This window comes from Methylobacterium sp. NPDC097929, assembly GCF_049543375.1.
GTDB lineage: Bacteria > Pseudomonadota > Alphaproteobacteria > Rhizobiales > Beijerinckiaceae > Methylobacterium.
The window spans coordinates 408,831-428,416 of sequence record NZ_JBMVEP010000003.1; the positions used below are offsets into that span (position 1 = coordinate 408,831).

The window sequence follows — 19,586 nt, forward strand, 5'->3', positions numbered from 1 at the left end:
TAGCCGCGATCCGGAGACCACCCTTGGACGACCTCGCCGTCCTGATCGAACCGCAGATTCCGGCCCTGCGGCGCTACGCGACCGCGCTGCTGCGGCAGCGCGAAGCAGCCGACGACCTCGTCCAGGACACGCTGGAACGGGCGATCCGCGCCTGGCCGCAGCGCCGCGAGGGCGATCTGCGGGCGTGGCTGTTCGCGATCCTGCGCAACCGCTACCTCGAAGGCGTGCGCCGCCGCCGGGGCATCGAGGTCGGCCCGGAGGCGCTGATGGAGATCGCGGAGGCCGGGGTCGATCCCGAGGCGGCCGTGGGCGCGCGGGACGTGCTCGACGGGATCGCCGCGCTTCCCGAGGAGCAGCGGTCCGTCCTGCTCCTCGTCGCGGTCGAGGACATGTCCTATGCCGAGGTCGCCGCCGTGCTCGCGATCCCCGTCGGCACGGTGATGTCGCGCCTCAGCCGGGCGCGCGGCCGGTTGCGCGCCTTCCTCGACCGGGCTCCCACGATCGTCACCGGGCATCTGCGGAGGGTGAAATGACCGCGTCCGACCCGCGTCCCGTCGGCGAGGACGACCTGCACGCCTTTGTGGACGGACGGCTCGATCCGGGCCGCCGCGCCCGCGTCGAGGCGTGGCTCGCCGCGCATCCGGAGGCAGCCGCCCGGGTCGCCGCCGACCGGGAGGTGCGGGAACGCCTGCGGGCGCGCCTCGCGCCCGTGGCGGACGAGCCGATCCCCGCCCGCCTGCGCATCGCGAACCTCGCAGGCTCGCGCCGGATGCGCCTCCCGCGTCGGTGGCCGAGCGCGGCGGCGGCGGCGCTCCTGCTCGCCCTCGGCGGCGCGGCCGGGTGGGCCGGGCGCGGCGCCGTGCCGGGCCCGGGCGCCCACGCCGAACCGATGACGCAGGCGGCCGTCTCCGCCTTCCGCACCTACGTGGTCGAGGCCGCCCATCCGGTCGAGGTCCGCGCCGACGGCTCGACCGACCTCGTGCGATGGCTCAGCGCGCGCCTGGGCCGGCCCGTCACCGTGCCGGACCTGCGGGCGCAGGGATTCCGGCTCATGGGCGGGCGCCTGCTCCCCGCCGGAGACGAGCCGGCGGCGATGCTGATGTACGACGACGACCGGGGCACCCGCCTGACCCTGTACAGCCGGGCCGGGCCGACCGGCGGGCGCGGCGTGTTCCGCTACGCCCGCGCCGACGACGTGGCCGCCTTCTCGTGGATCGATGCCGGGATGTCCTACGTGGTGACGGCCCGCACGGACGAGGCGCGGCTGCTCCGGGTCGCCGAGGCGGTCGATGCGCAGGTCTCGGGCAAGCGCGAAGTCGCGCGGTGATGCTCGTATCCGAACCCTGCCGGACCACGCCGGCCAAGGCCCCCGCCGAGCACGAGACGCCATGACCCTCGACCAGTTGCGCATCTTCGTGGCGGTTGCCGAGCGCCAGCACGTCACGCGGGCGGCCGAGGCGCTGAACCTCGTCCAGTCGGCGGTCAGCGCCGCCATCAGCGCACTGGAGACTCGGCACGCCGTCAAGTTGTTCCACCGGGTCGGCCGGGGCATCGAACTGACCGAAGCGGGCGGCGTCTTTCTCAGCGAGGCTCGCGCGGTGCTCGCCCGCGCCCAGGCGGCCGAACAGGTGCTCGCGGACCTCAGCGGCTTGCGGCGCGGCACGCTGTCCATCCAGGCGAGCCAGACCATCGCCAGCCACTGGCTCCCCCGGCACCTCGTCGCCTTTCGGGCGGCCTATCCCGACATCGTCCTGCGGCTCGGCATCGGCAACACCGCCGAAGCCGCCGAGGCGGTCCGAGCCGGGACGGCGGAACTCGCCTTCGTGGAGGGCCCGATCGAGGACGGCAGCCTCGCGAGCACTCCGGTCGCCGAGGACCGGCTGATCCTCGTCATCGCGCCTGATCACCCGTTGGCCGCACGCGCGCGGTCGGGACGATCCGACCTCGCTTCAGTCTCCTGGGTGCTGCGCGAACCCGGATCGGGCACGCGCTCCGCCTTCGAGGCGGCGATCGTCGCGCTGGGCATCGCACCGGACGCACTCACGGTTGCCCTCGAACTGCCGTCGAACGAGGCTGTCCTCGCCGCCGTCGTGGCGGGGGCCGGGGCGAGCGTTCTATCCGAAGCGGTGGTCGGACCCTCTCTGCGAACCGGAGCGCTCGTCGCCGTGCCCTTCGCTCTGCCGACGCGAACCTTCCGGGTCCTGCGCCACAAGGAGCGCTACCGCAGTCGCGCCGCCGACGCCTTGCTCGACCTGATCCGTGCCGCCCCCTGACGGGGGGCGGCCCTTCAGGCGACCTCGACCCACACACGGTGCCAGGAGGCGCTGAGGTAGCCCTTGAAGTTCCACGTCTCGTCCGGCCGCGCCGGCTGGGTCTGCCCGGCGCTGTCCCAGGCGCGCACCACGAGGTCGCGCTCGCCGGACGGAAGGTCCAGCACGATCTCCCAGAACGTCCAGGCGAAGGGAGCGCCGGCCTCGTGTTCCAGCGTAGCTTGATGCCAGGACCGACCGCCATCGCCCGAGACATCGACGCGCACGATCGCCCGATCTCCCGCGATGGCGTACCCGCGAATGGTGGTCTCGCCCGCCTTGAGCCGGGCTCCGCGCGCGGGCTCGCAGATCGCGGCGTTGAGCGGCATCGTTTCGATGGTGTGGCCTTTCGCGGGATTGGCGGTCTCGGCCGTCACGTCCGGCGGGAACAGCTTGTAGTCGTCGGCTTGCATCGGGTTGGTCGAGGGATGGTCCTGCACCGTGATGCGCTTCAGCCATTTCGGGCTGCGCACGCCCGCGAAGCCCGGCACGACGGCCCGCACGGGGAAGCCGTGCTCGGGCAACAGCGATGCCCCGTTCATCGCGAAGGCCAGCAGTGTCTCGCCGGCGACCGCCTTGGCGAGCGGGATCGAGACGCCGTAGGGCCGTCCCTCCACCACATCTTGGCTCTCGAAGGCCACATGGAGGTCCGAGTGGAGGTTCGCTCCTGGCGCTACGCCCGCCGCACGCAGGACGTCGCCGAGGCGGACGCCGGTCCAGTCCGCCGTCCCGATGGCGCCGCCGTCCCAAGGATCGCCCGAGACTGGGGCGACCGCCCGCATATCGGCGCGGCGGTTGCCGGCGCACTGCATCGTGGCCGTGACGGTCGCCTCGGGAAAACGCGCGCGCAGATCCGCCAGCGACAGATCGAGGGGACCGACATGCGCGCCATCGACGGACAGGCGCCATGCGGCGGCGTCGATCTCCGGCAGGTCGCCGTGGGAGCGGACGTAGAAGTCTTCCGCAGGGGTCCGGTAACGGGCCCGCAGGCGGGTCAGCGGTGGCTCGGCATTGTAGGGGCGCTCCCCATGAACGATCAGGCGCGCCATACGCTCGGTCAAGCTCGACATGGGTGTCTCTATCGCAGAAGGTCGGACTCCAACGCGCTCATACGCGCCGGGTGGCAGGCCTATTTCAGGCGATGCCGAGCAGGCGGATCAGCCCGAGGCTCACGGCCGTCAGGGCGGCGAGCGAAGCGACTACCGCCAGGGTGACGCGTGGTCCCGCCTTGGCGACGCTGCGCACGTCGACGCCGAGGCCGAGGGCCGCCATCGACACGATGGTCAGCGCGTTCGCCGCCGCGGCCATGGGGTGCAAAGCCGCTTCGGGAACGAGCTCCGCGGAGCGAAGACCCGTCAAGGCCAGGAAGGCGAGGATGAACCACGGCACCAGCCGGTGCAGCGGCATCCGGCCCGAGGCGGGGCGCTCGCCGGCCGTGCGGTGCGGTACGGTCACGCCCGTCCCCGCGCGCAGCCAGCTAATCCCGAGCGAGAGAGCCAGGACCACTGGCCCAAGCATCAGCACGCGGACCAGCTTGACCAGGGTGCCGACTTGGACGCTGAGGGCGGCCACCGGGGCGGTTGCGGCGAGAACCTGCGGCACGGCGTAGACCGTGAGCCCCGCGAGCACACCGTACTGCATCGGTGAGAGTCCGAGCAGCGGCACGAGCAGCGGCAACCCGAGAACGACGAGAACGCCGAGCACGGCGGTGAAGGCGATGGAAGAGGCGACGTCCTCGCCGTCCGCGTCGATCACCGGGGCCGCCGCCGCGATCGCCGAGTTTCCACAGATCGAGTTGCCGCAGGCGACGAGGATGGCCAGGCGCGGGGTCAACCCGAGAACTCGGCCGATGCCGTAGCTCGCCGCAATGGCGAGGGCCACCACCACCGCGATGCCGACGAGGAGCCCCGGCCCGGCCGCGAGCAGCGTCCCGAGGCTGAGCGAGGCGCCGAGCAGGACGACGGCGATTTCCAGGACGGTCTTGGCGCCGAACGCGATACCGCGAGCGAAGCGCCGACCAGGGTTCCAGGCCGTGCGGACGGCCGTGCCCAGCACGATGGAGAGGACCAGAGCCTCCAGCCACGCACGGCCGAAGATATGCTTCTCGACCATCTCCAGCCCGAGGGCGGCGCCCGTCACCGCGAGGCAAAGGCTCAGGCCGGGCAGGATGGAAGACAGGGCAAGAGCGCGTGATCGGAGAAAGGCTGCTGCGGGCATGGTGCGTGCACCTCGCGGACTGGATCTGCCACGACCATGACCGCGTCCATTCGTTCGATCCAACGGAACGTATCGATCATTTTGATCACGCGATGCGATGATTTGGCTGGGGACGACGAACGTCGTGCTTTGGCTTGAAGCCAGTCTTGTCGATTGGGCAACCCGAGTTTGCGGCTTCGCTGATATCAGGGAACGTTGTAGATTACCGCTGACTAGGTTTCTTGAGACAGAAACCGTTGAGGTCAGAGGCGGGCCGTCAGGTTGGTGAACGGGCGGATCAATCGGATGCCTGAGTGACGGCACGGTCGATGTTCACCCTCTCCGCCCAGTCCTTGGCCTCGGACTGACCTTGGAGGTCGATGAGACGAGCGCCGCTGACATCGACGTTCTTGAAGTCCGCGCCCGTGACCGTAGCACCGGTCAAATTGGCCCCGGACAAGTCTGAGCCCATCAGCACCACGCCAGTGAGATCGGCATCCTTAAGATTCGCATACTCCAGGCGTGACCGGCCGAGGTTGGCTCCCTTGAGGTTCGCGCCCGACAGGTTCACCGAGGTGAACACCGCCCGCATCAGACCCATGGACTGATTCTTGATGTTGGCTCCGCCCTTGAGATCGACCAGCGTGGCGCTGCTCATGTTGGCGCCCTTGAAATCGCCGATGGGCATGGACCGGCTGAGGTCGGCCCCGCTGAGGTTGGCCTCCCGCGCAGTGATGCCGAACATTTTCGCGTCCGCGAGCTTGGCCCCGGAAAGGTCTGCCTTCAGGAGCCATGCCTGTTCGAGGTTTGCGCCGCTGAGGTCGGCGCCGCGTAGATTGGCCTTGTTCAGGCGCGCAGTTCGTAAGTTGACGCCCCGGAGATTCAACCCGGAGAGATCGAGGCCCGACAGCGCCTTGTCGTGCAGGTCGATGGGCTTACCGTCCGCGGCCTGGATCATCGCCTCTACGTCGGCGCGGCTCATCTCGGCCTTCGTCATGGCAGGCGAGGACATGTCGGCTCCGAGCAGCAGATCTTGTTCGGCCGCGGCGGGGCCGGCAGCGAAGACGGCGAGCATGAAGCTGAGGGCTAAGCGGCGCATCGGTTTACTCCCGGCGGGCGCCACGCATGGCGGGCACCCTTATCGTGTTCGTTGTGTCGCGATGCTATGCCGGGCCGCTGCACCCGGTCGGTGACCCAGGTCACACAAATCCGGCGCGGCGGGAGGAAAACGCAACGCGCGCCGGACGATCAACCCGTCGTCATGGCCGGGGGACCACGCCAGCCATGACGGATGCCCAAAAGGTCGAGCGGTGGATCGACCGGTTTCCGCTTCTTCAAGCTCTCAGCCCGGCGCATCTTCAGATCGCTCGGGGAACCGTGCATTTCCCGGTGCTGGATGCAGGCGCCATCGCCTACGAACTAAATGGCGAGTGTGCCAACTACCTGATGTGCCTGGAGGGACGCACGCGGATCTTCCGGATGTCGGAGGGCGGACGCGAGGTGCTGATCTACAAGGTTGGCCCGGGCGGCACCTGCCCCCTCACCACTCAGTGTCTCCTGTCCGGCGGCACCTTTCCGGCGCAGAGCGTGGCCGAGGAGCGGACCGAACTCGCGGCCCTGCCGGTCGGCACGTTCCAGCACCTGATCGGCGACAGCGCGGCGTTCCGCAGATTCGTCATGGATGACTACACGCGATTGATGTCCGGCCTGTTCACGCTGATCGACGAGGTCGCGTTCGCACCGCTGAAGCAGCGCCTCGCGCAACGCCTCCTCGCTGAAGCCGATCCGCGGGGCGTCGCCGCGGTGACCCATCAAAAGCTCGCGGACGATGTCGGAAGCGTGCGCGAGGTGGTGAGCCGCATTCTGGCACAATGGGCCGAGGCGGGCCTGATCGAACTTCGTCGAGGCGCGGTCGAGATTGTTGACCGGACCCGCTTGGAGGCCGCCGGGCGGCGGTGACTGGCGGCGTGCTGGTGTCCATTTTTGAGGCCGACGCCAATCGAGCTTTACGACTGGGTTGGTTCGGTAGGGCCTTGTCTGCTCTTTTTGGCAAGCCCTCCCCAGAGCAGACAGGCCACTACTGGCCAGAAGTTGCCGAACCGGGTCCATTGAACTGCCTGGAAGCGGACATTCCGACCGTCTGCAATGGGTCAGGAGTTCGCACGCCGTTTGTTCGGCTGTGCGCCACTTCCGGACCTTCTGTCACAGCCGCTGGAATAGCCGCTCTTCGCTCGCAAGCGGTCGCTGCGCGGAGTGGTCGAGCTGGGAGGCTACATGATCTTGAGATCGAAGCCACACGCGTCCAGGCTCGCCGCTGGAAGGTCGAGAAGCAGCTCGACCTTCCGGGCTGCGAAGTTTTTGGGACCGTGTCATGCAGGAGATAGCCGAGCTCATCGCCGAGCGCGGCCCCTTCATGCCCGACGAGATCCTGCCAGAGCTCAGAGCCGTGACGCTGCGCGGCGTCACTTTGCACAAGGAGCCGCTTACCCCCGGGACCCTCAAGAAGAGATGGACGTGCGGGTGTCGTTCGGGCGCTACTTCGAGCCTTGCGAAGAGCGACGCTACGCCCGCTGGGCCGGATGACGCGCGCGGGTGCTCGGCCAGGGTGCCAAGCGCCTCGTGTCGGTCGTCGCCCTGGCCGATGGGTACCAAGCCGTACTGGCAGTAAGTGGCGAGCCATGTAGTATCCCGGAGCCGTCCCGCAGGAAGGCAGTAACACCCCCGCGGTTCGCCTATGTCGTGTCGCCACCAGTCCGATAGCCCGCCCACGCCGAGTTTCCGGGAAGCGCCCTGCTCGACCCGCAAGTGGCGGCGTCGAACCTGCACGCCGCCGGCGGCTTGCAACGACAACGAGGGTGGTGCCTGGGTCCGGGCTCGCGCGATCTTCGCAGCCGTGCTCGGTGGCCTTCTTTTCATCGGCGCGGCGCTCGGTGTCCTCGACCTCTAACGATCATCCGCGGCATCCCGCTGCCCCGGTCGGGAATCGGACGTACCCGCCGCATTGCGCTGCAGCGAACACTTGGGTTATGGTTCCCCCACAAGACCGGACCCGGTGAAAGCCCGGGTGGCTCTTCCGGCCGCCAATCCGCCGGATAACGCAAATCGTGGTGCCTGAGTCGCGGACCTCCGAGGAGGCCGACCGGCCCTGTTGCGCGCCCCATGCGACGTACCGAACGCGCCTGGGACAAGGAAAGCCTTTCACAACAATGGATCTCGTCCACCTACGGAGCGAGTGGGCTCCGAACGTCACGCGCGAGTTGCTGGCTGGCGCCGTCGTGGCCCTCGCCCTCATCCCCGAGGCCATCGCCTTCTCCATCATCGCCGGCGTCGACCCGAAGGTCGGCCTCTATGCCTCGTTCTGCATCGCCGTCGTCACCGCCTTCGCGGGCGGGCGGCCCGCCATGATCTCCGCCGCAACAGGCGCCATGGCGCTCCTGATGGTGGGCCTCGTGAAGGACCATGGCGTCGGCTATCTGTTCGCCGCCACCATCCTCACCGGCCTCCTCCAGATCGCCGCCGGCGCGCTCAGGCTCGGCAACCTGATGCGCTTCGTCTCGCGCTCGGTCGTGACCGGGTTCGTGAACGCCCTGGCCATCCTGATCTTCCTGGCGCAGATGCCGGAACTCATCGGCCAAAGCACCACCGTCTACCTGATAACGGCGGTCGGCCTCGGCATCATCTACGGCCTGCCGTACCTCACCAAGGCGGTACCCTCGCCGCTGGTCACCATCGTCCTACTGACCGGCGTCTCGATATACCTCGGCCTCGGCATCCACAAAGTCGGCGACATGGGCGCGCTCCCGAGCGAATTGCCCTGGGTGGCCCTGCCGCAGGTGTCGTTCACCTGGGAGACTCTGCGCATCATCCTGCCGGTGTCGCTGACACTCACCATGGTTGGCCTGCTGGAAAGCCTGATGACTGCGGCCATCGTCGACGAGATGACCGACACGACCTCGAACAAGAACCGCGAGTGCGCCGGCCAGGGCGTCGCCAACATCGCCTCCGGGTTCCTCGGCGGCATGGCCGGCTGCGCCATGATCGGCCAGTCGGTAATCAATGTCTCCTCCGGCGGCCGGGGGCGGCTCTCGACCCTGTTCTCCGGCGTGTTCCTGCTGTTCCTGATCGTCGTACTCGGCCCCTACGTGGCGCAGATTCCGATGGCGGCGCTGGTCGCGGTCATGATCATGGTCTCGATCAACACCTTCCAGTGGAAGTCCTTCCACACGCTGGTGACCCATCCGAAGTCGTCGAGCTTCGTCATGCTCGGCACCGTCGTGGTCGTCGTGGCCACCCACGACCTCGCCAAGGGCGTGCTGTTCGGGGTGATCCTCAGCGGCCTGTTCTTCGCTCACAAGGTCACCAAGTTCTTCGGCGTCGCGTCCTTGCGCGACGAGGCCCGTGCGGTTCGCACCTACAAGGTGACCGGCCAGATCTTCTTCGCCACCGCCGAGGCGTTCCACTCCGCCTTCGACTTCCGCGAGGAGGATCTCCGGGGCGTCGTGCTCGACCTCACGGCCGCGCACTTCTGGGACGTCACCAGCGTCAACGCCCTCGACCGGGTCGTACTCAAGTTCCGGCACCACGGCATCCCGGTCGAGGTCATCGGCATGAACGAGGCCACGGCCACGATGGTCGAACGGCTCGGCACCCATGACAAGCCGGGGGCTGCATTGGTCGCACCCGGCCACTGACCGGGGAAGAGGCATGGGCGCAGGCGGGGACACGTGCCCGTGCCGCCCGACCCAAGGCCTTTAGGCTTGGCCTGCCGCCGGTTACACGACACGCCGGCGAATTTTGGCGCCTCCCCTGGGGATCCGGTGCGGGACGGGTTGTCCCTGTCCGGCTTGGATGCGATAGCCCGCGCAGGGTGCGCGGTCCGTCGGTCGGACCGGCAGGACGAGCGCTGGTCGGGCCGCCAGCGCCGGAGTCCCGTGCCCTTGCTCACCGCCTCGCGGCCTCGCCGCCGTCCCCTGTCGGCCCTGCGCAACGTCCTGACTAGCGACGCCGGCGGCGGCCTCGTCCTGATGGCGAGCGCCGCGCTCGCCCTGGTGATCGCCAACTCGCCGCTGGCGGACACCTACTTCGCCGCGCTGAAGGCCTACGTCGGTCCCCTATCGGTCCTGCACTGGATCAACGACGCCCTGATGGCGGTGTTCTTCCTGCTCGTCGGTCTGGAGATCAAGCGCGAGGTGCTCGACGGGCGCCTGCGCACCTGGCCCGACCGCGTCCTGCCGGGGCTGGCCGCGCTCGGCGGCATGGCGGTCCCGGCCATCGTCTACGCCGCCGTGAACTGGAACTCGCCCGAAACCCTGCGCGGCTGGGCGATTCCCGCCGCCACCGACATCGCCTTCGCGCTCGGCGTGCTGGCGCTGCTCGGCCCCCGGGTGCCGGTCTCGCTCAAGGTGTTCCTGACGGCGCTCGCCATCATCGACGACCTGGGCGCAGTCCTCATCATCGCGGCCTTCTATACCGCCGACCTGTCGCTGCCGATGCTCGGCGGGGCGGCGGTCACGCTCGCGGTCCTCTACGGGATGAACAAGGCCGGCGTCGCCCGCCTGTGGCCCTACCTGCTGCTCGGCGCGGTGCTGTGGGTGTTCGTGCTCAAGTCGGGCGTCCACGCCACCATCGCCGGCGTGCTGCTGGCGCTGACGGTTCCGCTCCGTCTCAGCGTCGGCAAGCCGGACGATCCGACCTCGCCGCTCCACATCCTCGAGCACGCGGTCCATCCCTGGTCGGCCTACCTCATCCTGCCCGTCTTCGGCTTCGCCAACGCGGGCGTGTCGCTCGCCGGGATCACGCCGCGCATGCTGCTCGACCCGGTCACGCTCGGCGTGGCGCTCGGGCTGTTTGTGGGCAAGCAGGTTGGTGTGTTTGGTCTCGTCATCGCCGCGGTGAGGCTCGGACTGGCGCAGCGCCCGGCCCATGCGACCTGGGCCCAGATCTACGGCGTCTCCCTCCTCTGCGGCGTCGGCTTCACCATGAGCCTGTTCATCGGCCTGCTCGCCTTCGCGAACGCCCCGGAGCTTGAGGCCGAGACCAAGGTCGGCGTGCTGATCGGCTCTCTCGCCTGCATGGCCGCGGGGGCGCTGGTCCTGCGCCTCGCCCCGGCCCGCCCGACCCACCACTGAGCCGGCACCTGTCGCGCTCCGCCGGAGCGCGACGTCATCGTCCACTCCCCGGAAGCGGGTGAAGCATCATGCCCCGTCAGTTGCCGCCGCGTCGTCCCGGCGCCATCGAAGGCCGCCTGTCGGACCTCATCCTCGCCCTCGTGGGGGTCCTGCTCCTCGGGGTGGGGGTGCTCATGCTCCTGTCCTGGCTATCCGGCGATGCCGTAGGAGCCGTGGCCGGATACGCGATTACACGGGATTCCTGAGATCCAGACCCTTCCTGTCACACGACCGATGACGATGATCACCGCGACGCTGCGCGAGCTGTACGAGGGCGACTCGCGGGGCGCTCACCGCTTTCGCTACGCCCTGCTGGTGTTCGACGTGGCGACCATCGCCTTCGTCGTCATCAGCTCGTTCCTGCCGCTGTCGCCGTGGATCGTCGCCTGCGACCTCGCGGTGGGCGCCTGCGTCCTGGCCGACTTCGCCGCTCGACTGCTCATCAGCCGCGCGTCGCTGCGCGAGTTCCGGCACCTGAGCACGTGGACGGACCTCGTGGCGGTGGCTTCGTTCCTCGCGCCCGTCGTGGTCGAGGGCGTCGGCTTCCTGCGCATCCTGCGGACGCTGCGCCTACTGCGCACCTACCACCTGCTGGAGCGGCTGCGGCAGGACAGCGACCTGTTCCGCCGCAACGAGGACGCGATCCTCGCGGCCACGAACCTGGTGGTGTTCGTGTTCGTCATGACGGGCATCGTCTACGCCACCCAACACGGCGGCAATCCGGCGATCCAGACACCGGTCGACGCCCTCTATTTCACGGTGACGTCGCTTACGACGACCGGCTACGGCGACATCACTCTGCCCGGGCCGACGGGCCGGCTGATGTCCGTCTTCGTGATGATCTGCGGCGTGACGCTGTTCTTCCGCCTCGCGCAGGTGGTGTTCCGCCCCTACAAGGTGCGCTTCCCCTGCGAGGCGTGCGGGCTGCAGCGCCACGAGCCGGACGCCGTGCACTGCAAGGCCTGCGGACACCTGCTGAACATCCCGGACGAGGGGACCTAGCGCCGGTCGGGGCGTCAGGCGACGGCGACGGGTGCGGTCCTGCGGAACCGACGGTGGCGGTCTTCCAGGTCGGCGAGATCGGACGGGTCCGCCACGTCGCGCCGTGCGGCGGCGATGACGAGGTCCGCATGGCGGGAGAGTTCGGTGGCTCGGTCCTCGAACCGCTCGACCTCGGCCACGCGGGTGAGCACGTCGAGCATCCGTCCGAGCACGTAGACTGAGCCGGCCGCGTTCTGGCGGATCATGTGGAACATGGCATCGCACAGCCCGTCGTAGTCCGTCACCGGGTGGACCAGGACGGCACGGCCCTCGCGCAGCACCACACCGGTAGGCAGGTGTCGGGGAGCGATGCGGCATAGGGCGTCCCCGAGATGGTCGACGACGCTGCCGGCGGTGAAGGGGTCGTTGATGCCGGGCGACAGCGCCCGGACCGCGATCTCCACCAACTGGCGGATCGAGAATTCCAAGTCCTGGAGCGCCGCGGGACGGCGACCCAGCGTCACGGCGTCGAGGATGGCCCCCTCGGCTCCCTCGGCCCGCGCGGACAGGAAGGCCATCGGATAGCCGGAGGGTACGTAGTCGCCGGGCCGCACCCGCAGGGTGACCATGACCCGATTCTCGTCGGCCCAATCTGCCAGGGCGTCGGTGTCCATCGCCTGCACGTAACCGCCACCGGTCGCGGCGGTGGCACACCCGCTCGGCGCCTCGGTGGGGCGAGTCGGCCCCGCCTCGTCGCAGGTGTGGTTGGCGATGGCCTTGCACAGGTCGCGCTGGACCGCATCGACCACGGTCTCGATGTTGATGCTGGTGGCGATATGATGGACGAACCAGACCAGCGTGCCGATGGCGACCAGCGCCAGGACCAGGGCTCCGGTGATGGCGAGGTGGGGGACGAACGGGCTCTCTTCCACGGTGCGCACCGTGCGTAGGACCATCAGCGAGTAGGCGAAGGCTCCGAGGAAAATGCCCAGGACCGTCTGGTTGCGGGCATCGCGAATGAAGTTGCGCAGGAGCCGCGGGCCCATCTGGCCCGAGGCCAAGGTCAGGGCGGCGATGGTGATGGAGAAGGTCGTGCCGGCGACCCCGATGTTCGAGGAGGCGATGGCGCTGAGCAGCGCCCGTGCCCCCTCGGCGCCGCCCGAGTATCCCCAGTTCGTGTCCGGGGACGAGGCATCGAAGCCGGCGATATGGGCCGTCTCCAGCCAGACCCCGAACTGGGCCAGCAGGATGCAGCCGAGCACGACCAGAGCTGGGCGAAGCCAGAACAGGTCGCCGAGGATTTCCAGCCAGGCCTTGATGCGTGCGTTCATCGTCGAGGCCTGACAGCTCCCGCTGCCGGCGACAACCGGCACGAAGGACCGTCCCGGTCGTTGGACATGGACGTGACGGTCCGTCCGACCCGGAACCGCTCGTTCAGGGACGCCGAGCGCGGGAAAGACACACCTTGATCTCGATCTTCGATCTCGCCGCGCTGCTGCTCATCCTGTCGGCCCTCTTCGGCTGGCTGAACCGACGCTTCCTGCGGATGCCGCATAGCATTGGGCTGCTCGTCATGGGGCTCCTCGCCTCGCTCGCTCTGGTGCTCGCCGACGTCGCCTTCCCGCAGCAGCACCTCTACGAGGATCTCACCCGTGTCCTCGACCAGGTCGACTTCACCGGCGTGGTCATGAACGGCATGCTCGCCTTCCTGCTGTTCGCCGGGGCCCTGAACCTCGACCTCGGCGCCCTGCGCGAGCGCGCCTTCGCGGTGGCCACCCTCGCGCTCCTCGGGACGCTCGTGTCGACCGCCGTGGTCGGCGCGGCCTTCTGGGCCGCGGCGCAGGCGCTCGGCACTCCGATGCCGCTGACTTGGGCCCTCGTGTTCGGCGCATTGATCAGCCCGACGGACCCCGTCGCGGTGCTGGCCACCCTGAAGAACGTCAAGGTACCGGAAGCCCTTGAAGTGGAGATGCAGGGCGAGGCCCTGTTCAACGACGGCATCGGCATCGTGCTGTTCACGGTGCTGGTCGCCTTCGCGGTGGGATCGGGGGGCGAGACGACGAGCGTCGGCGGGGTGGCGACGCTCCTCGTGCACGAGGCCGTGGGCGGCGTGCTTCTCGGCATCGTCACCGGCTACGTCGCCTACCGCGCAATGAAGGCCATCGACGATTTCCCGGTCGAGGTGCTGATCACCCTGGCGCTGGTCACCAGCACCTACGCGATTGCCCAGAAGCTGGGGGCGAGCGGGCCTCTCGCCGTGGTCGCGGCGGGGCTGCTCGTCGGCGAGCGTGCGCCCCGCTATGCCATGAGCGACACCACCCAGAAGTACGTCTCGGCTCTGTGGACGCTCATCGACGAGGTGCTGAACTCGGTACTGTTCCTCCTGATCGGCCTGGAGGTGTTGGTCCTCCGCTTCCAGGTCTCCAGCTTGGCGTTGGCCGCCTGCGCCGTTCCCGTCGTTCTCGTCGCCCGCCTCGTCGCGGTCTCGACACCCGTCCTGCTGTTCCGTTGGGGCGGCAACCTCTCGCTCGGCAACGTGCCGTTCCTGACCTGGGCGGGCGTGCGGGGTGGCATCTCGGTGGCGCTGGCGCTCTCGCTCCCGGATAGCGGTGCCAAACATGCCATCCTCGCGGCGACCTACGCCGTCGTGCTCTTCACCATCATCGTGCAGGGCTCAACACTCGGCCTCGTAGCCAGGCGGACGCTTCGCGCGACCTAGGCTGCCTCAAAGCCTCGCAGTACGGTTGCGGCCAGCCAGAGGGGATTGGAGCGAGCCCGGAGACCGTGTGTTCACAGGCGGGATCAACGTAGAGTCAGGGCGTCCAGCCAGCCATGTGCAGCGCCGTAGCGGATGATCTCGGCGCGGGTCCGCAACCCGAGCTTCTCCGCCGCCCGCGCCTTGTAGGTCTCGACCGACTTCACGCTGACGTCGATGCGCCGGGCGATCTCCTTGTTGCTGAAGCCTTGCGCGATCAACCGCAGGGTCTCGGCCTCGCGCGGGCTCAGTGGCTCGCGGCCTTCCGCCGTGCCCGGGCGCCCATCCGAGCCGGAAGTTGCCGCCAGGGCATGGCCGGCAATGGAGGGGTCGAGATAGACGCCGCCGGAGGCCACGGCCCGGACCGCCCGGAGCAGGTCGTCCGCGGCCGAGCGCTTGAGGAGGTAGCCGCGCGCGCCGGCTCTCATCAGCGGCTGCACGTAGGCCGCATCCTCGTGGACGGTCAGCACCAGCACCCGGGTGCCGGGGCATTCACCCTTCACCCGCTCCGTCAATTCAAGGCCGTTCAGTCCGGGCATCGAGACGTCGACCACGGCGACGTCGGGCGCGACGGCGCGGATCATCGGCAGCGCCTCGCCGCCGTCGGTGGCCTCGCCGACGAGCTCGACCTCCGGGTCGGCGTTCAGCAGCGCCCGGATGCCCGCGAGGACGACCGGATGGTCGTCGGCCAGGATGACGCGGATACGGTCCATGCTGTTCCCTCTCGTGGGTCAGGCGGCTGGCGTCACCGGGATGCGGACGAACAGCGTGGTGCCGACGCCCAGGGATGCCTCCAGCGCGAGCGTGCCGTTCAGAAGGGTCAAACGCTCGCGGATGCCCGAGAGACCCAGCCGCGGCTCCGTCGGCGTGCTGCGCCCCACGGAAACGGCAGGGCCCGGTTCGAAGCCGACGCCGTCGTCCTCGATGATGACCTGGACCTCGTCCGGGCGACGGTCGACGCAGACGCTGACGGTGGCCGCGCGGGCGTGCTTGAGGACGTTGGTGAGCGCCTCCTGCACGATCCGGTAGACCGCGCTCTCGACGGCCGCCGGGAGGCGCGACGCATCCCCGACGAACTCCAGATCGGATCGGACGCCGTGGCGCTGCCCCCACTCGCGCAGAAGCGTCGCCAGCGCCTCGCGCAGCCCGAGGTCGTCCAGGGCGGTCGGGCGCAGGTCGATGGCGGCGCGGTGGATGTCGCGCCCGATCTCGCCGGCGAGGCGCTGCAGCCACTGGATCTGCCGTCCGGCTTCGGTCGAGGTTTCCTGCGCGTCGAGCAGACGTTCCAACCCCTTGAGGCCGAGCGACAGGCCGGTCACAGTCTGGCCGACCTGGTCGTGCAGCTCGCGGGCGATCCGGCGCTGTTCGTTCTCCTGCGCCTCGCCGAGGCGGCGCAGCAGGTCGAGCCGCTCCGCCTCAGCCCGCTTGCGCGGCTCGATGTCCGAGACTACGCCGTAGACGAGGCCCGCGGGGTTCCCCTGCCGAAGCCGAGGCGCTCGCCCGGTCAGGCGCACCCAGCGCGACGCCGAACCAGCCTGGAAGACCCGGAACTCCACATCGAGGGGCTTGCCCTCGGCGAGGCTTCGCCGCACCTCCGCCGCCATACGCTCCCGGTCGCCGGCGTCGACCGCCCGGAAGGCGATGTCGGCATCCGCGGTCATTTCGCGCCCCTCCGGCACCTCCGCTTCCCAACCCAAGAGCTCGGCGGCGCGTCGGGAGGCCGTCACGGTCTCCTCGGCCGTATCCCACCGTAGGGTGCCGAGCTCCGCAGCCTCGGCGGCGACGGCGCCCTGCTCCTCGCTCGACCGCAGGGCGAGGGCGAAGCGCGCCTGCTCGCCCGCCCTCCGCTGTGCCATGTCGCGCCCGACCAGCCCGACCAATGCGAGGCCGAGGCCGATGCTCAGCACGCTGCCGCCGGCCAGCAGGAGGTAGGAACGCGAAACCGGCGCGTTCAGCGTGGCGACCGGCATACCGAAATGCACCGACCAGCCGCCGGTGTCCTTAAGGGTGCGGTAGACGACCTCGACGTCCGGCCCCTCCAGCGTAGACCCGGTGTAGAACCCCTGCGGCGCCCGCTGGATCGCCGCCAGCAGGGCGGCGCCGGCCGGGTGGCCGAGTTCCTCCGCCTCGGCCCGTGTGCGGGCGATAGTGTTGCCCGCCGCATCGACGATGGTCCCGACCCAGCCCTCCGGCGCGCCCGCGTCGCGAAGGATCGAGCTGACCGCGCTTGTGGCGAGGCCGACCGAGAGGACGTGGCGGAGCGTTCCGTCGCGGACGACCGGCACCCGCAGCGCGACGAGGCGCTTGCCCGAGATCAGCCCGAGCGGCCCGATCCCGCCGACCACCGGCCGCCCCGTCCGTACCACCGCGTCGAAGCTCGCGCGGTCGGCGGTGGGGCCGAGCTCGTCGTCGAGGGAGCGGAGCAGGTTGACGACCTGCACGCCGTCAGGGCCGGCGAGCTCGACGGTTTCCCAGAGCGGGTGCTCCCGCCTCAGCCGCTCGGCCTCGGCATAGAAGGCGGCGAGGTCCGGCCGGTCGAGGCTCGCCGAGGCGGCCTCGGCTCGGAGGACCGCGACCTGCGTCGCGATGTCGGAGGCGACGCGCTCGGCCACCCGGGCCGCGCTCGCCACGGCGGCGCTCCGGGTCAGTCCGCGTTGCTGCTGCGCCATGAGCGTCGCCACCCAGCCGCTGAGCAGCAGCACGGGGATGGCGGCGGCCATCGCGAGAGCGAGGAAGGTCCGTCCGTTGCCGCGATGGATCTCAGGCCGACCGGCGTCGCCGTTCTCACGTCCGGCGGTCATGCGGGGGTAACCAATCAGGGAGGGGCGTGGTGGACGGACCTGCTGGGGAGAGCGGCCGAGCCATGCTCCCTACCACATGGTCGGCCGAGACCACGCCGTCTACGAACGGCACGCCGACCATGCCGTCATCGGTCAGCACGCGCGGATCGGTCACCGCCTGCTCATCGCCAAGGAGGCGACCTCCCGACGCGATCACCTGCAGGACTTGGCGGTCGCCCCCGGCGGCGGCGTTCCGCTCCAGGTCCCGCAGCCGCCCGATCAGGTTCGGCGGCGCGGTCGCACTGTCCTGCAGGCCGGCCTCGACCAGGGTCGTGACCACTCGCTCCAGGCTCCCGAAGGTCCGGCCTTCGAACGAGTGGGGTCGTTTCCGTCCCATCGTCCCTCCGTCGCCTTTCCGAACGGTCCCGAAGCTTTGCCTTGAGGCCGGGGAAGCCCACGGTCGAGGGAGGGTCGCGACCTAGACCAAGGTCGGGTCGACCGCCCCGTTCCGTGTTGCGGGGCCGCGGGCCGTCACGGCCGGATGTGGGACCCCCTCGGCGAAGTCCCAGGTCGAACCGTCGTAACCCTCATACCAGGCCCGGCGCTCGCGGGAATCGGCCGGATGGGGACAGGCATCCCGCGGCCGCCCGAGGGCCCGGGCGCGGGAACCCTGCTTGATGACGTCCATGATCATCGACACTCCCTCCACCACATCGACGTTTGCGAAGTGGCTTCGAGTAGCGCCCGTATACTGGCCGGCGACAAGCGGTTTGGCCGGGTGTCGCCGTTCTCACCGACGCCCGTCAGGTTCATCCCGACACCGCCCGGGCGCTGGAATGCTTGGGCGTGGCCCCGCGGACACGGGACCACGCGCCGCGGGTCAGGAGTTCTTGTTGTACTTGAACTCGGGCGCGTTCTTCAGTGCGTCCTTGTCGGTGTCGACCATCGCCTTGAGCTTGCCGTCCGCCTTGTGCAGGAAGATCGAGGATGGGTCGACCAGGACGTAGCGCTCGCCCATGCCGAGGAAGCCGCCGACGCTGACGACGACGCCGGTGACCGTCTTGCCGTTGTCGATGACGAGATCCTCGACTTCGCCGATGGTCTCGTTCTTGTTGTTGTAGAGGTTCTTGCCGACGAGCTTCGACGAGGTCACCTCGGCCGGCTTGGCGGTGACGAACTTGATCTTGGCGGTCGCGGTGTCGGCCATGGTCATCCCGCCCATGCCGCCGGCCGTCGTCGGCAGCGCGGTGCCGGCCGGTGGCGTCTTCATCTGGTTGGTCTGGGCGTCGGCGGGCGGCTGCGCCGCCTTGTCCTGGGCGAGCACGGGGCCGGCGAGCACGGAACTCGCGAGGAAAACGCCGAGTGCAAGGTTCTTCATCGGTTTTACCTGTCTATGCCGACGTGGGCTCGACCCGTCCCGTGGTTGGACCGGCGCACGTCGAGGGAGTCGGGAACGGGTGGCGGCCCGGCGGGAATGCCGGGTCGCCTCGACGGGGGTCAGTAGCCGCAGGTGCAGTAGGAGCCGCGGGCGCCGTATCCGTATCCGACCGGGGCATAGCCGTAGCCGCCGTATCCCCCGTAGTAGGCCGGCCGGACCGCCGATGCCGCGAGGCCGAGCCCGAGGCCGGCCGCCAGGCCGAGACCGGGATAGCCGCGGCGGTAGCCGTAGCGTCGACCGTAGCCGTAGCGCGGACCTCCGAAGCCGACGCGACGGTACCCGCCGAAGCCGCGGCGGTAGCCACGGAAGCCGACCGAACGGTATCCCCGGAAGCCGTGGCGGATGCCCCGGAAGCCGCCGTGGTGACCTGCGAAGCCGCCATGGTGGAAGCCATGGCCCCTGCCGAAGGGTCGCGCCTCGCTCGACGGCGAGAACAGCATCAGGCTCGATACGGCCGCGAGGGCCAGTGCGAGACGTCTCATCGGGTTTCAACTCCGTGATGGTGGTGGCTGACCCTTGCGGGCCACGACCGTGACGGGTTCGACGGGGTGGCCGATTGCCTGGCCGCGGGCCGGACGTTCCTGCGCCGGACCGCCGGGGACGCTCGGGCTCGGCGCCCCTCTCTTCCCGCTCACCGAGTGATCTGTGGCGCGGGGGATGGGTGCGCAGTCGGAGAAGACCGCATTCCTGTCGGGACAAGCCTGACACTCCTGAGGGCGCCGCCTCGGGGTCGGCTTGCGTGGCCGGTTTGGTTCACGAAAGCTTAAACCGGGGCCGCCGACCCTGCCGCCATCGTGCGGGCGGCAGTGCCCGGCCCACCCCGCTCACAGGGACGAGGGAGAGACATGAGGGCAGCCATCGTTCGGAAGGCTCGGCTCGCTTGGGGAAGACGGCCGGAGACCGGAAGCGCGGCCGGCACGGGCGACGCCCAGGTGCCGACGGTCCCGGCGGACGTGTCCA

18 protein-coding genes and 1 other annotated feature are annotated in these 19,586 nt (G+C 69.6%); of the genes, 8 read left to right on the forward strand and 10 right to left on the reverse strand.

Translation table 11 applies throughout. The annotated features are described in order from the left end of the window. Nucleotides 1–23: 23 nt before the first annotated feature. From ACPCJR_RS12090 to ACPCJR_RS12100, 3 genes are all read left to right on the forward strand, one after another. On the forward strand, nucleotides 24–533 hold the full coding sequence (locus ACPCJR_RS12090) for a sigma-70 family RNA polymerase sigma factor (RefSeq protein ID WP_108939630.1): 510 nt from the start codon (nucleotides 24–26) through the stop codon (nucleotides 531–533). Beyond that, complete coding sequence (locus ACPCJR_RS12095) at nucleotides 530–1,327, forward strand: anti-sigma factor family protein (protein ID WP_091950940.1); 798 nt, start codon at nucleotides 530–532, stop codon at nucleotides 1,325–1,327. The genes ACPCJR_RS12090 and ACPCJR_RS12095 overlap by 4 nt, the downstream gene beginning before the upstream one ends. A gap of 61 nt (nucleotides 1,328–1,388) precedes the next feature. After that, nucleotides 1,389–2,273, forward strand: coding sequence for a LysR substrate-binding domain-containing protein (locus tag ACPCJR_RS12100; protein WP_091950942.1), 885 nt, complete (start codon nucleotides 1,389–1,391; stop codon nucleotides 2,271–2,273). A gap of 14 nt (nucleotides 2,274–2,287) precedes the next feature. Here ACPCJR_RS12100 and ACPCJR_RS12105 read toward each other — a convergent pair whose 3' ends face one another. The 3 genes from ACPCJR_RS12105 to ACPCJR_RS12115 form a co-directional block, all read right to left on the reverse strand. Then, nucleotides 2,288–3,379, reverse strand: coding sequence for a molybdopterin-dependent oxidoreductase (locus ACPCJR_RS12105; RefSeq protein ID WP_091950944.1), 1,092 nt, complete (start codon nucleotides 3,377–3,379; stop codon nucleotides 2,288–2,290). Nucleotides 3,380–3,443: 64 nt separating this feature from the next. Beyond that, on the reverse strand, nucleotides 3,444–4,526 hold the full coding sequence (locus tag ACPCJR_RS12110; protein ID WP_091950946.1) for a YeiH family protein: 1,083 nt from the start codon (nucleotides 4,524–4,526) through the stop codon (nucleotides 3,444–3,446). Between the two features lie 277 nt (nucleotides 4,527–4,803). Then, nucleotides 4,804–5,604, reverse strand: a complete 801-nt coding sequence (locus ACPCJR_RS12115; protein ID WP_091950948.1) for a pentapeptide repeat-containing protein — start codon at nucleotides 5,602–5,604, stop codon at nucleotides 4,804–4,806. A 185-nt stretch (nucleotides 5,605–5,789) separates the two neighbouring features. Between ACPCJR_RS12115 and ACPCJR_RS12120 the strand changes: the two genes are divergently transcribed. The 4 genes from ACPCJR_RS12120 (at nucleotide 5,790) to ACPCJR_RS12135 (ending at nucleotide 11,674) form a co-directional block, all read left to right on the forward strand. Beyond that, nucleotides 5,790–6,464, forward strand: a complete 675-nt coding sequence (locus ACPCJR_RS12120; RefSeq protein WP_091950950.1) for a Crp/Fnr family transcriptional regulator — start codon at nucleotides 5,790–5,792, stop codon at nucleotides 6,462–6,464. Nucleotides 6,465–7,547: 1,083 nt separating this feature from the next. Beyond that, nucleotides 7,548–7,603: a sequence feature (sul1 is cis-regulatory element that is thought to sense ions involved in sulfur or methionine metabolism; They are found in Alphaproteobacteria), on the forward strand. 108 nt (nucleotides 7,604–7,711) lie between these two features. Next, complete coding sequence (locus ACPCJR_RS12125; protein WP_108939628.1) at nucleotides 7,712–9,196, forward strand: SulP family inorganic anion transporter; 1,485 nt, start codon at nucleotides 7,712–7,714, stop codon at nucleotides 9,194–9,196. 240 nt (nucleotides 9,197–9,436) lie between these two features. Then, complete coding sequence (gene nhaA / locus ACPCJR_RS12130; RefSeq protein ID WP_108939627.1) at nucleotides 9,437–10,633, forward strand: Na+/H+ antiporter NhaA; 1,197 nt, start codon at nucleotides 9,437–9,439, stop codon at nucleotides 10,631–10,633. Nucleotides 10,634–10,906: 273 nt separating this feature from the next. Further along, nucleotides 10,907–11,674, forward strand: a complete 768-nt coding sequence (locus ACPCJR_RS12135; protein ID WP_108939626.1) for a potassium channel family protein — start codon at nucleotides 10,907–10,909, stop codon at nucleotides 11,672–11,674. Between the two features lie 14 nt (nucleotides 11,675–11,688). On the opposite strand, the gene ACPCJR_RS12140 is transcribed toward ACPCJR_RS12135, so the two are convergent. Beyond that, nucleotides 11,689–12,984 carry a DUF2254 domain-containing protein gene (locus ACPCJR_RS12140; RefSeq protein ID WP_108939625.1) on the reverse strand — a complete coding sequence of 432 codons (1,296 nt, stop codon included), beginning with the start codon at nucleotides 12,982–12,984 and terminating at the stop codon, nucleotides 11,689–11,691. 134 nt (nucleotides 12,985–13,118) lie between these two features. Here ACPCJR_RS12140 and ACPCJR_RS12145 point away from each other — a divergent pair, with 134 nt between their 5' ends. After that, nucleotides 13,119–14,372: a cation:proton antiporter gene (locus ACPCJR_RS12145; protein WP_108939624.1), complete on the forward strand. Its 1,254-nt coding sequence runs from the start codon at nucleotides 13,119–13,121 to the stop codon at nucleotides 14,370–14,372. Nucleotides 14,373–14,455: 83 nt separating this feature from the next. Here ACPCJR_RS12145 and ACPCJR_RS12150 read toward each other — a convergent pair whose 3' ends face one another. The 6 genes from ACPCJR_RS12150 to ACPCJR_RS12175 form a co-directional block, all read right to left on the reverse strand. Beyond that, complete coding sequence (locus ACPCJR_RS12150) at nucleotides 14,456–15,121, reverse strand: response regulator (protein WP_108939623.1); 666 nt, start codon at nucleotides 15,119–15,121, stop codon at nucleotides 14,456–14,458. Between the two features lie 18 nt (nucleotides 15,122–15,139). Further along, complete coding sequence (locus ACPCJR_RS12155; protein WP_108939622.1) at nucleotides 15,140–17,209, reverse strand: ATP-binding protein; 2,070 nt, start codon at nucleotides 17,207–17,209, stop codon at nucleotides 15,140–15,142. Continuing rightward, nucleotides 17,193–17,528, reverse strand: a complete 336-nt coding sequence (locus ACPCJR_RS12160) for a hypothetical protein (RefSeq protein ID WP_391512106.1) — start codon at nucleotides 17,526–17,528, stop codon at nucleotides 17,193–17,195. Before ACPCJR_RS12160 ends, ACPCJR_RS12155 begins: the two co-directional genes overlap by 17 nt. 138 nt (nucleotides 17,529–17,666) lie before the next feature. Beyond that, nucleotides 17,667–17,876 carry a ribosome modulation factor gene (locus ACPCJR_RS12165; protein ID WP_391512105.1) on the reverse strand — a complete coding sequence of 70 codons (210 nt, stop codon included), beginning with the start codon at nucleotides 17,874–17,876 and terminating at the stop codon, nucleotides 17,667–17,669. 192 nt (nucleotides 17,877–18,068) lie between these two features. Further along, entirely contained in the window at nucleotides 18,069–18,566 is a 498-nt protein-coding gene (locus ACPCJR_RS12170; RefSeq protein ID WP_108939619.1) for a PRC-barrel domain-containing protein, read from the reverse strand. 119 nt (nucleotides 18,567–18,685) lie between these two features. After that, nucleotides 18,686–19,108 (reverse strand): hypothetical protein, encoded by a 423-nt coding sequence (locus ACPCJR_RS12175; protein WP_108939618.1) that lies wholly within the window; start codon nucleotides 19,106–19,108, stop codon nucleotides 18,686–18,688. Nucleotides 19,109–19,586: the final 478 nt, after the last annotated feature.

Coding starts and splice junctions, on each gene's coding strand:
- ACPCJR_RS12095 (WP_091950940.1), top strand. CDS start 530: ATGACCGCGTCCGACCCGCGTCCCGTCGGCGAGGACGACCTGCACGCC.
- ACPCJR_RS12100 (WP_091950942.1), top strand. CDS start 1,389: ATGACCCTCGACCAGTTGCGCATCTTCGTGGCGGTTGCCGAGCGCCAG.
- ACPCJR_RS12105 (WP_091950944.1), bottom strand. CDS start 3,379: ATGTCGAGCTTGACCGAGCGTATGGCGCGCCTGATCGTTCATGGGGAG.
- ACPCJR_RS12110 (WP_091950946.1), bottom strand. CDS start 4,526: ATGCCCGCAGCAGCCTTTCTCCGATCACGCGCTCTTGCCCTGTCTTCC.
- ACPCJR_RS12115 (WP_091950948.1), bottom strand. CDS start 5,604: ATGCGCCGCTTAGCCCTCAGCTTCATGCTCGCCGTCTTCGCTGCCGGC.
- ACPCJR_RS12120 (WP_091950950.1), top strand. CDS start 5,790: ATGACGGATGCCCAAAAGGTCGAGCGGTGGATCGACCGGTTTCCGCTT.
- ACPCJR_RS12125 (WP_108939628.1), top strand. CDS start 7,712: ATGGATCTCGTCCACCTACGGAGCGAGTGGGCTCCGAACGTCACGCGC.
- ACPCJR_RS12135 (WP_108939626.1), top strand. CDS start 10,907: ATGACGATGATCACCGCGACGCTGCGCGAGCTGTACGAGGGCGACTCG.
- ACPCJR_RS12140 (WP_108939625.1), bottom strand. CDS start 12,984: ATGAACGCACGCATCAAGGCCTGGCTGGAAATCCTCGGCGACCTGTTC.
- ACPCJR_RS12150 (WP_108939623.1), bottom strand. CDS start 15,121: ATGGACCGTATCCGCGTCATCCTGGCCGACGACCATCCGGTCGTCCTC.
- ACPCJR_RS12155 (WP_108939622.1), bottom strand. CDS start 17,209: ATGACCGCCGGACGTGAGAACGGCGACGCCGGTCGGCCTGAGATCCAT.
- ACPCJR_RS12165 (WP_391512105.1), bottom strand. CDS start 17,876: ATGGACGTCATCAAGCAGGGTTCCCGCGCCCGGGCCCTCGGGCGGCCG.
- ACPCJR_RS12170 (WP_108939619.1), bottom strand. CDS start 18,566: ATGAAGAACCTTGCACTCGGCGTTTTCCTCGCGAGTTCCGTGCTCGCC.
- ACPCJR_RS12175 (WP_108939618.1), bottom strand. CDS start 19,108: ATGAGACGTCTCGCACTGGCCCTCGCGGCCGTATCGAGCCTGATGCTG.